At 69.3% G+C, this 13,688-nt stretch carries 15 protein-coding genes; 4 read left to right on the top strand and 11 right to left on the bottom strand.

Translation table 11 applies throughout. The annotated features are described in order from the left end of the window. Positions 1-10 precede the first annotated feature (10 nt). From BR39_RS0120880 to BR39_RS0120870, 3 genes are read right to left on the bottom strand one after another with little or no spacing between them, the layout of a single operon-like run. The gene (locus tag BR39_RS0120880; RefSeq protein ID WP_029915804.1) at positions 11-1,087 is read right to left on the bottom strand and encodes an acetamidase/formamidase family protein; all 1,077 of its coding nucleotides are present in this window, start codon (positions 1,085-1,087) and stop codon (positions 11-13) included. Positions 1,088-1,104: 17 nt separating this feature from the next. Next, positions 1,105-1,896, bottom strand: coding sequence for a 4,5-DOPA dioxygenase extradiol (ygiD, locus tag BR39_RS0120875; protein ID WP_029915801.1), 792 nt, complete (start codon positions 1,894-1,896; stop codon positions 1,105-1,107). Then, positions 1,893-3,101 (bottom strand): aromatic ring-hydroxylating dioxygenase subunit alpha, encoded by a 1,209-nt coding sequence (locus BR39_RS0120870; RefSeq protein ID WP_029915799.1) that lies wholly within the window; start codon positions 3,099-3,101, stop codon positions 1,893-1,895. The genes ygiD and BR39_RS0120870 overlap by 4 nt, the downstream gene beginning before the upstream one ends. A 276-nt stretch (positions 3,102-3,377) precedes the next feature. Between BR39_RS0120870 and BR39_RS0120865 the strand changes: the two genes are divergently transcribed. The 3 genes from BR39_RS0120865 to BR39_RS0120855 all read left to right on the top strand — a co-directional run bounded on the left by BR39_RS0120865 (position 3,378) and on the right by BR39_RS0120855 (position 5,692). Beyond that, the gene (locus tag BR39_RS0120865; RefSeq protein ID WP_029915798.1) at positions 3,378-4,235 is read left to right on the top strand and encodes a TauD/TfdA family dioxygenase; all 858 of its coding nucleotides are present in this window, start codon (positions 3,378-3,380) and stop codon (positions 4,233-4,235) included. A gap of 147 nt (positions 4,236-4,382) precedes the next feature. Then, positions 4,383-5,210 (top strand): oxidoreductase, encoded by an 828-nt coding sequence (locus tag BR39_RS0120860; protein ID WP_029915796.1) that lies wholly within the window; start codon positions 4,383-4,385, stop codon positions 5,208-5,210. Further along, positions 5,207-5,692, top strand: coding sequence for a VOC family protein (locus tag BR39_RS0120855; protein ID WP_029915794.1), 486 nt, complete (start codon positions 5,207-5,209; stop codon positions 5,690-5,692). Before BR39_RS0120860 ends, BR39_RS0120855 begins: the two co-directional genes overlap by 4 nt. A gap of 41 nt (positions 5,693-5,733) precedes the next feature. Here the strand turns inward: BR39_RS0120855 and BR39_RS0120850 are convergent, their stop codons facing one another. Then, complete coding sequence (locus BR39_RS0120850) at positions 5,734-6,303, bottom strand: hydrolase (protein WP_029915792.1); 570 nt, start codon at positions 6,301-6,303, stop codon at positions 5,734-5,736. A 98-nt stretch (positions 6,304-6,401) separates the two neighbouring features. On the opposite strand from BR39_RS0120850, the gene BR39_RS0120845 reads away from it, so the two are divergent. Further along, positions 6,402-7,004, top strand: coding sequence for a TetR/AcrR family transcriptional regulator (locus tag BR39_RS0120845; RefSeq protein WP_029915790.1), 603 nt, complete (start codon positions 6,402-6,404; stop codon positions 7,002-7,004). Here the strand turns inward: BR39_RS0120845 and BR39_RS0120840 are convergent. The 7 genes from BR39_RS0120840 to BR39_RS0120810 form a co-directional block, all read right to left on the bottom strand. Beyond that, positions 7,001-7,822 carry an NAD(P)-dependent oxidoreductase gene (locus tag BR39_RS0120840; RefSeq protein ID WP_029915788.1) on the bottom strand — a complete coding sequence of 274 codons (822 nt, stop codon included), beginning with the start codon at positions 7,820-7,822 and terminating at the stop codon, positions 7,001-7,003. The genes BR39_RS0120845 and BR39_RS0120840 overlap by 4 nt on opposite strands. Before the next feature lie 139 nt (positions 7,823-7,961). After that, positions 7,962-8,774: a TauD/TfdA family dioxygenase gene (locus tag BR39_RS0120835; RefSeq protein ID WP_029915787.1), complete on the bottom strand. Its 813-nt coding sequence runs from the start codon at positions 8,772-8,774 to the stop codon at positions 7,962-7,964. Positions 8,775-8,786: 12 nt separating this feature from the next. Further along, positions 8,787-9,281 carry a flavin reductase family protein gene (locus tag BR39_RS0120830; protein ID WP_029915785.1) on the bottom strand — a complete coding sequence of 165 codons (495 nt, stop codon included), beginning with the start codon at positions 9,279-9,281 and terminating at the stop codon, positions 8,787-8,789. Next, positions 9,281-10,666, bottom strand: a complete 1,386-nt coding sequence (locus tag BR39_RS0120825) for a peptidase M20 (protein ID WP_029915784.1) — start codon at positions 10,664-10,666, stop codon at positions 9,281-9,283. Before BR39_RS0120825 ends, BR39_RS0120830 begins: the two co-directional genes overlap by 1 nt. A gap of 2 nt (positions 10,667-10,668) precedes the next feature. Next, entirely contained in the window at positions 10,669-11,310 is a 642-nt protein-coding gene (locus BR39_RS0120820; RefSeq protein ID WP_029915782.1) for a cysteine hydrolase family protein, read from the bottom strand. Next, complete coding sequence (locus BR39_RS0120815) at positions 11,307-12,371, bottom strand: LLM class flavin-dependent oxidoreductase (RefSeq protein WP_029915780.1); 1,065 nt, start codon at positions 12,369-12,371, stop codon at positions 11,307-11,309. Before BR39_RS0120815 ends, BR39_RS0120820 begins: the two co-directional genes overlap by 4 nt. A 12-nt stretch (positions 12,372-12,383) precedes the next feature. Beyond that, positions 12,384-13,682 carry a CynX/NimT family MFS transporter gene (locus BR39_RS0120810; protein ID WP_035018774.1) on the bottom strand — a complete coding sequence of 433 codons (1,299 nt, stop codon included), beginning with the start codon at positions 13,680-13,682 and terminating at the stop codon, positions 12,384-12,386. Positions 13,683-13,688 lie beyond the last annotated feature (6 nt).

Genomic DNA, 13,688 nt, shown 5'->3' with positions numbered 1-13,688 from the left:
CGGGGCGCTCCTAACCTTTCATTCGGGGGAAGATGTCGCGCGGGATGCGCACGTGGCAGCCCTGCTTGCCGTCGACCACCTGGGTGACCCCGAAGTCCGAGGCCACGCTCATCAGCGAATAGGCGTCGTTCTTCGACAGGCCGACGTGATCGCTGAGCAGGGTCAGCATGTTCAGCGACGCGTCCTTCATGGCCACGTCCAGGCTTTCGTCGAAGCCGTGGACGATCCACCACTTCGGCGTTTCCAGCAGGGGCCCGGGCGAGACGAAGTCCTTGCGCAGCACGATCTGCATCAGGACGTTCAGCGAGCTTTCGATGGCCGTGCCGGAGATCTCGCCGTCGCCCTGGCTGACGTGCGGATCGCCGATCGAGAACAGCCCGCCCTCGACCTGGACGGGGTAGTACATCGTCGCCCCCGCCCCGATCCGCCAGTTGTCGATGTTGCCGCCGTGGGCGCCGGGCGGGATGGTGCTGACGCGGCCGTCGATGGCCGGCGCCACGCCCGCCGTGCCCAGGTGCGGCCGGGCCGCCACGCGCACGCCGCCCAGGGCCGGCTGGCGGTCGCACTCGGGGCAGTTGGTGATCGTGCCGGGGATCAGGTACTTGCCTTCGAAGTCGTAGGCGTAGAGGGCGCTGGCGGTGTTGGTGTTCTGATCCAGCTCGTAGATCGTCACCCGCTCCTTCTCGCCGAACTCCTTGTAGAGGTAGCCCCAGTTGGCCGCGAGGTTGGAGCCGTAGTTGTTGCGCGGGACCATGCGCAGGTAGCGCACCTCCAGCACGTCGCCGGGCTTGGCGTCCTCGACGAAGATCGGGCCGGTCATGATGTGGACGCCGGGATTGCGGTCGTCCTCGGGGATCTCGGTGAAGATGCGGGTGACCGCCTCGTCCATCATCAGGTCGGGGGCGTCGCCGGCGTGGTGGGTGATGGCCTCGGCGCTGACCAGGTCGCCGGACTTGATGCGCAGGGCCGGCTTGATCGACGGATCGAAATAGCCCCAGTGCACGGTGGCCGGCGTGGCCTTCAGGGTGTGCAGGGCGCCGGGCAGGACGTCCGGGCGGGTCTGGCCGGGTTCGCAGATGAAGGGCATCTCAGGGTCTCTCGGGTTCAGGCCGCCGGCGCGAGCGTGACGGACGTCATGCTCAGCGAGCCGTGCTCGATGTGGTCGGGGGCGAAGACGGCGACGTCGCCGGGCAGGCGCGCGCCCAGCACGTACAGCAGCGGCCAGAAGTGGTCGGGCGTCGGGACCGAGCGGCTGGCGTCGTCGCCGCGCGAGGCGAAGTCCACCACCCGCTGGGGCGCGTCGTCGACGATGGCCTGCTTGATGTAGTCGTTGAACCGCAGCGACCAGTCGTAGGGCGCGCAGTGGCGCTCGCCCCAGTTCATGGCCGGCAGGTTGTGGACGATGTTGCCGGTGCCGACGATCAGCACGCCCTCGTCGCGCAGGGGCGCCAGGCGCCGGGCCAGCTCGAAGTGCCACGCCGGCGGCTTGGAGGCGTCCATGCTGAGCTGCACCACCGGCACGTCGGCCTCGGGATAGGCCTTGCACAGCACCGACCAGGTCCCGTGGTCCAGGCCCCAGGCCTGCTGGTCCAGGGTCACCGGCAGCGGCGCCAGCAGGTCGCGCACCCGCGCCGCCAGCTCGGGCGAGCCGGGCGCGGGGTACTGAACGTCGAACAGCGCCTGCGGGAACGAGGCCCCGAAGTCGTGGATGGTGCGCGGGGCGGCCATGGCGGTGACGCCGACGCCCTTGGTCAGCCAGTGGGCCGAGATGCAGAGGATGGCCTTGGGCTTGCCGAACGCCTCGCCCATCGCCTTCCACGTCTGGGTGGTGTCGTTGGTTTCCAGGGCGATCATCGGGCTGCCGTGACCGAAGAAGGCGACGGGCAGGCGGCTCATGCGGCGACCTCCGCCTTCGGGCCTTTCAGCGCCGCCCAGGCCTTCTGGTAGCGCGGCGTGAGCCAGCGGTTGAACTGCACCTGCGCCCCCTCCTGCCAGGAGTACCGGCCGCGCACCGCGAACCGCGAGCGCAGGCCCACCTGGACCAGTTCGTCGACGTGCATGTCCTGGGCGATGATCTTGCCCGCCGAGGTCATGATCATCTCCAGCCGCTCCTCGAAGCCGTTGACCTCGGTGGCGCCCGGCGCGACCAGCAGGCCGGTGTCCTGCTCCATGGTCTCGGGACCCGTGGGCCGCAGGATCAGGTAGATGACCATGTCGCTGGTCATCACCAGCGACAGGGTCGGCGGGATGTTGGCGAAGGTGGCGCGGTTGCGGTCCTGGTCGGTCAGCTTCGGGAAGACCGGCAGCACGGCCTTCTGGGTCGGGTTGAAGCTGACGTCCGGATGAGTGGTGCCGTTGAAGCGCAGGAAGCCGGCGTCGTCCGCGCCCGCCTCGGGGAAGCTGCAGAGCTCGCTGGGGATGAAGTCGTGCAGCGGGCCGCGATGCAGCTTGTTGGCGTGGTAGCCGTCGTTGTTGTTCTCGAACATCACCTTCCAGTTCCAGGCGAACTGGCCGGTCATCGGCGGGGTCAGGCCCTCGGCGTTGGCGAGGTCGTAGTTAGCCACCGCCGCCTCGACCGCCGTCAGGCGCGGGGCCAGGGGCGGCGCGTCGGCGTCGAAATTGATGAAGATGAAACCCAGCCAGACCTCGACCTTGAAGGTCGGCAGCTTGACGGCCTTCTTGTCGAAGTCGCAGGCCCGCTCCATGGCCGGGGCGTTCACCAGGTCGCCGTTCAGCGAATAGACCCAGTGGTGATAGGGGCAGACGAAGCCCCGGGTGTTGCCCCGGCCCTCGGCCACCAGCATGGCGCGGTGCTGGCACACCGCCGACATCGCCTTGATCTCGTTGGAGCGGTTGCGGGTGACGATGATCGGCTCGCCGATGATCGTGGTGGTGAAGTAGTCGCCGGCCTCCTTCACCCAGTCCACGCGGCCCACGCACAGCCATTCGTGATTGAACAGCGCCTCCTTCTCGAAGTCGTAGAAGGCCGCGTCGGTGTAGCAGGCGGGCGGCAGGGTCTCGGCCGCGTCGACGTCGCGCATCGAGCGCGACAGGCCGTCGAAGAAGGCGTCGTCGAGATTGGGTGCGGGCGAGAGGCCCATGGCGGCTGCGCTCCTTCGCAAGATCGATACGAAGGCTAGGCGGGGCGCGCCCACCGGTCTTGCACCAGCGCGCACGATAAGTTGGCCGTCGCCTGGCCAGCGGGCGGCGTCGCCGGGTTCTCGGGCGGAAATGAGCAAAAGGCGCGCAAGCTTGCGGCGCCGGATGACTTTGCCGGACGCGCACGCAAAGCCGTCGTGCGCGTACCGGCAAGACGTGGCCTTGGACGGGGCCTAGGTTGAGCTCACAAAGCTTCGATGAGGACCGCGCCCGTGGACATGACGCTCGCCGACGACCTGACGATCTCGGAACTGAAGCCCGGCTTCGGCGCCCGCATCCACGACCTGGACCTGTCGACCGCGCCCGACGCCGAGATCGACAAGGTGGTGGCCGCCTTCCATCGCCACGGCGCCGTGGTGATCCCTGGCCAGTCGATGACGCCGGACGACTTGATGCGCTTCATCGGCCGGTTCGGCGAGGCCGAGGACCACACCCAGACCCGCTTCACCCTGCCCGGCTATCCGAAGATCTTCATCCTCAGCAACCGGGTCGTGGACGGCAAGCCGATCGGCGCCCACAACGACGGCGTCGGCTGGCACACCGACTACAGCTACAAGCCCGAGCCGGTGATGCTGACCATGCTCTATGCGGTCGAGGTGCCCGACGAGGGCTCCGACACCCTGCTGGCCGACGGCTGCGCCGCCTGGAACGCCCTCTCGCCCGAGAAGCAGGCCGAGCTGCTGCCGCTGAGCCTGCACCACAGCTACAAGCACTTCATGGCCACCCGCCAGTTCGGCCAGCAGCAGAACCTGTCGCCCGAGCTGGAGGCGGCCAATCCCGACGTCGAGCACCCGCTGATCCGCACCCACCCGGCCGACGGCCGCAAGGCCCTGTGGCCCTCGACCGGCACGGTGACCGAGGTGATCGGCAAGCCCGGCCCCGAGGGCCTGGCCCTGATCGAGGAGCTGGTGGCGTTCATGACCGGCGACGACTTCGTCTACCGCCACAAGTGGTCCAAGGGCGACCTGCTGATGTGGGACAACCGCTGCACCCTGCACACCGGCACGCTGTACGACGACACCAAGTACTTCCGGACCATGCACCGGCTGTGGGTGAAGGGCGACAAGCCGTACTAGTTTCGCCGCACCTTCCGTTGTCATCCCGGAAGCCTCGCAGAGGCTGTCCGGGACCCAGGGGACTGGGCGGATGCGGTGCGGTTCACCTGGGTCCCGGACAGCGCTACGCGCTTCCGGGATGACACCCTTTGATGAGTTGAGAAGTCGATGACCAAGACCTGGCTGATCACCGGCGTGTCCGGCGGACTGGGCCGCGAGATCGCCCTGGCGGCCATCGCGCGCGGCGACACCGTCTTCGGCACGGTGCGCAAGGCCAAGGACGCCGACGCCTTCGAGCTGCTGGGCGGCCATGCCCTGGTGCTGGACGTCACCGACGAGGCGGCGGTCCGTAAGGGCGTCGCCGAGGTGGAGGCCGTCGGTAAGATCGACGTCCTGGTCAACAACGCCGGCTACGGCCTCGTGGGCGCGGTGGAGGAAGCCTCGCTGGACGAACTCCGCGCCCAGTTCGAGACCAACGTCGTCGGCCCGCTGGCGATGCTGAAGGCCGTTCTGCCGGCCATGCGCGCCCGCCGGACCGGGCGGATCATCAACGTCACCTCGGTCTCGGGCCTGGCCGTCTGGGCCGGCACCGGCGTCTACTGCGCCAGCAAGTGGGCGCTGGAGGGCCTGACCCAGACCCTGGCCGCCGAGGTGGCCGAGCTAGGCATCAAGGTCACCAACGTCGCCCCCGGCGGCCTGCGCACCAATTTCGCCGGCGGCTCCAAGACGATCGTGGCCAGCAAGATCGCCGACTACGACGGCCTGGCCCGCGACGCCGAACGGATCATGGCCGACCACGCCGGCCACGAGCCGGGCGACCCGGCCAAGGCCGCCCAGGCGGTCCTGCGCATCGCCGACGAGGAGGCCCCGCCCCTGCACCTGCTGCTGGGCGAGGACGCCCTGAAATACGCCGGCTACGCCGCCGCCGGCCTCCAGGCCGACATCGACGCCTGGAAGGACCTGACCCTTTCCATCGGTTTTGAGGACCGCCCGTGACCAACACCCTGATCTTCGTCGACCTGGCCTCGGAAGACCCGGACGCCGCCGGCAACTTCTATGCGGAGGTCTTCGGCTGGCAGAACGACGCCCGGCCGCAGGGCGAGTACCATCGCATGGTGCCCGGCGGCTTCTTCAAGAAGAGCGACGGGACCGACAGCGAGATCGGCAACCTGCACCTGGGGATCTTCAAGGCCGCCAACGCCCGTCCCCACCCCGAGCCCGCCGGCGTCGAGCCCCGCCACCTGTCGACCGACGGCCGCAAACCCCGCGTCTGGGTGCTGATCGGCGACGACGACAGCGCCGACCGCATCCTGGGCAAGGCCCAGGAGCTGGGCGCGACCCTGCTGTGGCGCGACCATTACTGGGCCGAGTTCAACGGCTACAACCACGCCTTCCGCGACCCGTGGGGCAACGAGATCGTCCTGTGGGGCAAGGCGGGCGCGAACCCGGAGATCCCGGCCGACTTCACCCGCGAGTAGCCGGGAAACGCGCCGCGTCCGCGAACGCGGCGCGCCGTCCGTCAGGCCTCCAGGGCCAGATCCGACGCCGTGCTCACCCGGCCGATGCGCGGGAAGATGCGCTCGACCGCGAAGGCGTGCATCTCGGGCGAGAAGGTGGTCATCGCGTCCTCGACCAGCACCATGGCGTAGCCGTGCTCGTAGCCGGCCCGCGCGGTCGACTCGACGCCCAGATTGGTCGCCACCCCGGCCAGGACCACCGTGGTGATCCCCCGCCGGCGCAGTTCCAGGTCCAGCCCTGTCTGGTGGAAGGCGTTCCACTGGCGCTTTGTCACGCGGATGTCGCCGGGCTGGGCCAGGCCGTCGGCCAGGTCGCCCCAGCCGGCCGGGAAGCCGCCGGGCGGCAGGGCCATCGGCTGGTCGACGGGCGTCTTGACCCGGTCGCCGTCGTCGGCGGCGAAGGCCACATTGACCAACACCACGGGGGCGCCGGCGGCGCGGAAGCGCTCGGCCAGGGCCTTGCCGGCCGCCAGGGCCTGGGGGCCCGTGCGGGGCGCGACGGGCATGGCCAGGATGCCGTTCTGCAGGTCGATCAGCACCAGGGCCGTGGTCTTGGGATCGAGCTTGATCATGGGAAGTCGCCTTTCGGGCAAGCGCCGGCGCGCACGCCGCTAGCCCGCGACGCGTCGGCTCGTTATATGAGGATGAGCTCACCTATGGATATATGAGGATGCCCTCATCTAAGTCAACCGCCGCCCGTGCGCCCCAGCGCAAACGGGGCGAACTGCGCGTGGCCGCCCTGCAGGACGCGGCCCTGGCGGTGTTCGCGGAGAAGGGCTTCGAGGCGGCGACCATGACCCAGATCGCCGCCCGGGCGGGCGCGCCCATCGGATCGCTGTACCAGTTCTTCCCGAACAAGGACGTGCTGGCCGACGCCCTGATCGACCGCTACGCGGGCCAGCTGGGCGAGGCGCTGGACGCGCTGGAGGCCGCCCTACCCGGCCTGTCGACCGCCGCCCTGGCCGACGCCCTGCTGGACCTGTTCCCCAGCCGCCGCCACGAGCGCGACGCGGCCCTGGCCCTGGTCGACAGCCGGCCGGACCGCAACACCCGCTCGGCCGCCCTGCGCGACATGATGCGCGACCGGATCGCCGCCCTCCTGGCCAGGCGCGCGCCGGACAAGCCCGCCCAGGCCGTCCGCGACGTGGCCATCGCCTTCCTGGGCAGCATGAAGATGGTCGCCATGCTCGAGGCCGAACCCGCCCCGGCCCAGGCGATCGCCGAGTTCCGGTCGATGGCGCGGCTCTATCTGGTCGACCGCCTGGGCGCCTAGTCGACCCGCGAGGGGTCGCCGACGAAATCCTTGGCGCAGTACCAGCCGCCCTGGAACGGCAAGGCGACCGGGTCCTCGGGCGCTCCGGCCAGCACCTCGGCCGCCCAGGCCTCGGCATTGTCGCGCGGCGCATAGCCGAGGAAGGCGACGGCCGAATTGTCCCAGAAGTTCCGCGTGTTGGCCGAGACTCCGCAGACCGTGGCATAGCCGAAATCCGGCGCCTCGATCCCGCAGCGCACCAGCTCGACCATGTCGCGCGGGCTGATCCAGACCGCCAGCTGGCGCGGGTCGGACGGCCGCTCGCGATAGGCGCCGATCCGTAAGGCGAGCACCTGCAGGCCGAACTTGTCGGCGTACATCCGGCCCATGGCCTCGCCGAACACCTTGCTGACGCCGTAGTAGCTGTCGGGCCGCGGGACCAGGGTCTGGGGCGTCGGCGCCTCCCGCCGATGGAAGCCGGCCGCGTGGTGCGACGAGGCGAACAGCACCCGCTTCACAGCCGCCCGCCGGGCCGCCTCGAACAGGTTGTGGACGCCGACGATGTTGGCCGGCAGCACCTGCTCCCAGGCGTTCGTCTCGGGCTCGACCGGCACGCCGGCCATGTGGACCACGCAGTCGATCCCGGCCATGGCGGCGGTCAGGGAGGGGATGTCGAGCAGGTCGGCGTGGGCGATTTCCTCGCCGCGCCCAGCCGGGGTCATCGGCGCGATGTCAGCCAGGCGCATCAGGCCGTAGCGGCCGGCCAGACCTTCGCGGATGGCGGAACCGATGCCGCCGGCCGCGCCGAGAAGGAGGATGCGGCGGTCGGCTAAGCTCATCTTGCAGCTCGACAAAGGTTGTCACACCGGAAGCCTCGCAGAGGCTGTCCGGGCCCCAGGGGACTGGGCGAGGCGGTGCGGTTCACCTGGGTCCCGGCTCCACGCTTCGCTTCGACCGGGATGACAACGGTGGTTGGGTTCAAACCGGCTTGTCGCCCGCCACCGTCACCCGGTAGCCCGTGCGCGTGTCGGGGAAATAGTCCCAGATCGCCTGGTGCCAGGTGCAGCGGTTGTCCCAGAAGGCCACCGAGTTCTTCTTCCAGCGGAAGCGCACCTGGAAGTCGGGGTTGCTGGCGTGCTGGTAGAGGAAGTTCAGGATCGCCGTGCTCTCGGCCTTGGACAGGCCCATGATCCGGGTCGTGTAGGACGGATTGACGAACAGGCTCTTCTTGCCGCTCACGGGATGGGTGCGGACGATCGGGTGGACCGAGCAATTGTACTTGCGGTCGATGTCCGGGAAGATCGCCTTGTAGACCGGATTGGCGTCGTGCTCGGCCGAAAGACCTTCCAGATAGGCCTTCATCCGGTCCGACAGCGTTTCGTAGGCCGCGTACATGCTGGCGAAGCAGGTATCGCCGCCGTCGTCGGGCAGGACCTTCATGTAGAGGATGCTGCCCAGGGGCGGTTCCGGATCGCAGGTCAGGTCCGAGTGCCAGTTCTCGCCCGCCACGAACTTGGAGTTGGCGTCGGCATGGATGGCCACGATCTCCGGATGGTCGGCCAGGCCCGGCACGCCCGAATGGATGGCCAGGTCGCCGAACTTGCGGCCCAGGGCCTTGTGGGCGTCGTGGTCCATCTCCTGGTCGCGGAAGAAGATCACCTGGTGCTGGGTCAGGGCCTGGTGGATCTCCTCGAACTGGCGGTTCGAGAGCGGTTTTCCCAGGTCGACGCCGAAGATCTCGGCGCCGATCCGGCGGGTCATCGGCTTCACGTCGAGGACGTCGTAGGTCATGGAACCGCTCCCCTAAGCGTTCAGAAAGCCGCCGCGCACATAGACGAGCGGGGCCTTGGCGTCGTCGACCGCCACGCGCAGGACGCGGCCGACCAGGATCTCGTGATCGCCGCCGTCGTGGGCGGCGTGCAGGTCGCATTCGACCGCCGCGACCGCGCCGGCCAGCAGCGGGTGGCCGCCCACTCCGGCCTCGACGACGGTCAGGGCGAAGCGGTCGTCGGCCCCGCTCTTGGCGAAGCGATAGGCCAGGTCGCCCTGGTCGCTGGCCAGGATGTTGACGCAGAAGCTCCCGGCCTGGCCCAGCGCCGCCAGGGTGCGGCTGTCGCGCTTGAGGCAGACCATGACCAGCGGCGGGTCCATCGACACCGAGCTGAAGGCGCTGACCGTGGTGCCGACCAGGCGCCCTTCGTGACAGACGGTGACCACGGTCACCCCCGCCGCGAAGCTGCCCATCGCCTTGCGGAAGTCGTGCGGCTCCGGGGCCATTTCCTTGAGAGCCGCCGACATCACTCGTTCCCGAACGGATTGTCGGGATAGACCGCCGAGGCCGGGCGCTTGGCGCTCTCGTCCGGGCTGGCCCGGCCGCAGACCGCCAGGGCGGTCAGGGCGTAGACCAGGGCGCTGTCGACCAGATCCTTCGGCGTCGGCCGCCAGCGGCGGAAGCCGGTGGTGATGGCCGGGATGCGCTGCATGTTGAACACGTTGTGGTCGCGCCACATGCTGGAATAGACCGGATTGGCCAGGGCCACGGGATGGCCGAGGCTGAGCTTGGTGGCCTCGTCCACGGCGGCGACCAGCGGGGCCACCTCGCGGGCGTCGGCCTCGAAGCCGTGGCGCACGACCACCGGCTCGATGTCGATCCGGCCCAGGCCGGCTTCGCGCACCATGGCCTCCAGCGAATGCTGGACGTCGGCCACGCGCTGCTTGGGCGTCAGACCTACCTCCAGATAGAGGTTCACCAGTTCGGTCCCCGCCCCGAAGGCGTAGGGGATGCCGCCGCGGATCGAGGCGATCTGCGACTTGGGCTGGGCCACGCCGCCGGGACTGTCGTAGCGGCTCTTCTTCTCGTACTCACCGCTCCAGGCGTGGATCGCCTCGGTCAGCTTGCCGATCTTGTAGATCGGGTTGGGATGCGCGGCCGCCGTCGCCGGATGCTCGAGCAGCGGGGTGAAGACCCCCTCGCCCCACACCTGGAAGCGGAACACCGCATAGCCGCAGCCGACCCAGGTCAGGCCGAAGTCGCAGCCCTCGGCGGCGATGGCGTAGTCAGGGGCGACGCCGCCGTGGTGGAACAGGTAGTGGGCCCCGATGTCCTTGCCCATGTAGGCCACGCCCCGGTGCTCCTCGATCGGCTCGGGGCCGATCTCGCCGGGACAGGCGGTCAGGTACATCTTGCCCGCCAGCTCGTAGCCGGCCTTCTTCAGCGCCTTGGCGGCGATCAGGAAGCAGCTCATCGGGCCGCGATCGTTGGCGATCGGATAGCCATACAGCTTGCCGTCCTCCAGCCAGCACTTCTCCCATTCGGGATTGGCCAGGGTGTCGGGGCTGTACTTGTAGGCGTCCAGGTCCGGGTTCCAGGTCGGCGCCTCGGTGTCGAGGTGGGCGGTGAACAGCAGGTTCTTGCCGACACCCTTGCCGCCGTGCGTGCCGATGATGTTGGGCCGCTCGGGCGTGGCCCCGACCTTGCGCGGCGAGAAGCCCTCGCGCGCCATCCAGTCGTGGACGTAGGTGGCGACCTCCAGCTCCTTGCCCGACGGCGCGGGGATGTTGCCCAGGGTCAGGGCCAGTTCGACGATCTCGGCCTCGTCGATCGCGGCGGCGATCGCGGCGCGGTCCTCGTCGGTGACCTGGTACGGCGCCGAGGCGCCCAGTGGCGGAAATCCGTCGGCCATACTCAGGCAGCCCCTTTCCAAGCGTTCGCGATCGCCGCCGTGTCGGTCAGGATCGCGCTGTTCAACTCCATCACCTTCAGCGACGCCTCGTGGATGTCCGCCTCGTAGGCGGCGCAGGCGTCGGCGGCGACGAACACGTGGTAGTCCAGGTCGAAGGCGTCGCGGACGGTGCTGTCGACGCAGCACTCGGTGGTGACGCCGGCCACCACCAGGGTATCGACGCCCATCCCCGTGAGCCGCATGTCCAGATCCGTGCCCACGAAGCCGCTGTAGCGGGTCTTGTGCACCACCAGCTCGCCCGGCGCCGGCTGGGGCCCGTAGAACTCGGAGCCCACCTGCCCGGCCCGGCACAGGGCCGCGTCGACGTCGGGGTCGCCCCCGCGCCGGCGCATGCGCTCGTTCCAGGCCGCGCTGTCGGTCTCGGGTGTCGTCCACAGGCCCACGAACACCACCGGCACGCCGGCCGCGCGGGCCTCGGCCACCAGGGTCTCGGCGGCCGCCAGGGCGGGCTTCACCACGCTCATATCGACGAAGCCGCCCAGCACCCCGTCCGGCGAGGCGAAGTCGACCTGCATGTCGATCACCAGCACCGCCGTGCGCTTCGGCGCGATCCAGGCCGCCAGGCCGTCAGCGGCCTCGCTCACGAATAGACCGCCCGCAGGCCCGGCAGGATGTCGGCGCCGAACATGGTCAGGCCTTCGACATAGTCCGGGAAGATCAGCATCAGCCCGTCCAGCTGGCAGTAGTCGATATACTCCTGGATCTGCTCGCCGCAGGTCTTGGGCGAGCCGACCACGGTGTGGGTCATGAAGGCGCCCTGCTGCTTGGCCACGGAGTCCAGCTTGTCGGCCGGCACGCCCCAGCTGGCCAGCATGGCCAGGATCGCGCCGATGTCGGCCCCGTCCTTGTAGTGCTCGACCATCGCGGCGGCCTCGGCGTCGGTGTCGCCGTGGACGACCGTGCACATGGCGTAGGTCTTGATGGTCTTGCCCATGGTCTCGGCCACCGCCTTGGCGCGCAGCGAGGCGTCGCGGCGCTCGTCGGGGGTGCGGCCGCCGATGAAGCAGACGTCGGCCTCGCGCACCGAGAACTGGAAGCCGCGGTCGGACATGCCGGCGCAAACGATCTCGGGACGCGGCTTGGCCAGCGGCTTGGGCTTGGACTGGCAGTCCTTCATCGTGAAGAACTTGCCGGCGAAGTCGACGCTGTCCTCGGACCACAGGCGCTTGACGATCGTCGTCCATTCCTCGGTCAGGGCGTAGCGGTCGTCGTGGGACAGGCTGTCGTCCCAGGCCCCCATCTGGTCGAACTCGCCCTTGTAGGCGCCGGCCACGATGTTCAGGCCCGCCCGGCCGCCGCTGATGTGGTCCAGGGTGGCGATCATCTTGGCCGCCACGGCCGGGTTCTGCAGCAGCGGGTGGATGGTGGCCCAGATGCGGACGTTCTTGGTGGCCTCGGCGATGCCGGCCATCATGGTCACCGACTCCAGGGCCGTGCCCCAGTGGTCGGTCTCGCCGCCGAAGCCGCGGAACTTGCCCATGGACATCACGAAGTCCATGCCGACCTCGTCGGCCTTCACCGCCGCGGCCTTGTTCTGCTGGTAGAGGCCGTCGAGGACCGGGGTGGTCTTGGAGATGATCCAGCCGCCGTTGGCGACCGGGAGGAAGACCCCGAAGTCCTTGTGCTTGGATGGGCTGTGGAACATGGCGGCTCCTCCTTACGCGGCGTCTTGAAGCATATCAGGGACCGGTTCGGCGACCGGCTCTATTTGGGTGGCCTTGCGCGGCGGTCGCATGAAGCAGGCGGCCACGAAGATCAGGCCGATTATGACCGCGCACGCCTGGAAGGTCGGGACGAAACTGCCCAGGCGGTCGCGCATCTCGCCGCCGACCACCGGCCCCAGGGCCGAGACCGCGCCCACCAGGCAGACCAGGGAGAAGATCTCCAGGTTGTTCTTCCGGCCATAGTAGTTGAGCAGAAGGATGCTGACCGCCAGCACCGTCAGGCCGAACCCGACGCCGACGCCCACGGCGAACAGCACCAGCAGCGGCCAGGTGGTGGCGTAGGCCAGGGCCAGCAGGCCGACGGCCATCATCCCCTGCGCCCCGGCCAGCAGCCAGCGCGGGTCGATGCGGTCGCCCAGCAGGCCGCCCCCCATCCGGGCCGCCACCTGCATCAGCGACTCGAAGCTGATGGCGGCGATCGCCACGGCCGAGACCACGCCCAGCTCGCTCAGATGGCTCGGCGCCAGGCTGACGGCCGTGACCCCGCCCAGCAGGTGGGCGAAATAGGCGGCCAGGATCACCCAGAACTGCGGGGTGGCGACCGCTTCCTTGACCGTCCAGTCGACGGCGGTGCGATAGACCTTGCTGTCGGCGGGCGCGGCCTGGATGTCCTCGGCAACGGCCTTGTCGGTCTCGACGGCGGCGGCTTCCAGCCACGCGCGGCCGCCGACCAGGGTCGCGCACAGGACGCCGACCACGACCGACGCGACCGCCTGGGCCCACCAGTAGGGCCGCCAGCCGCCATGGGCCGCGGCCATGCCCGTCACCGCCATCCACGGCCCGGCCACGCCGCCCAGCGAACCGATGGTGAAATAGATACCGAACGGCAGGGCGCGCTTTTTGAACAGCATCGACAGCACGTGGGTGCCGGGGATCAGGGCCATCATCTGATAGCCCGCGCCCAGCAGCGCCGTGCCCAGCCAGTAGACCAACAGGCCCGGCGAGGCCGCCAGGCACGCGAAGCCCGCCACCATCACCGCCGAGCCGGCCAGGATGGCGCCGCGCACCCCGATCTTGCGGATCAGGATGGCGGGGAACTTGGAGGATGCGCCGCAAAACGCGCCCAGCAGGGTGAAGCCCAGGAAGCCGTTGAAGAAGCTCCAGCCGTTCTCCTTGATCATCGCCGGCAGCACCACGCCCAGCGACGAGAAGGTCGAGGCGGTGATCAGGAACAGCAGCAGGCTCAGCGCGCCGAGCAGCAGCCAGGATCTCCACGGGATCGTCGACGACATGGGCAT

This window comes from Caulobacter sp. UNC358MFTsu5.1 (assembly GCF_000712075.1).
GTDB lineage: Bacteria > Pseudomonadota > Alphaproteobacteria > Caulobacterales > Caulobacteraceae > Caulobacter.
The sequence above is the reverse complement of the archived record's forward strand: the minus strand, read 5'-3'. Positions and strand labels throughout refer to the sequence as shown.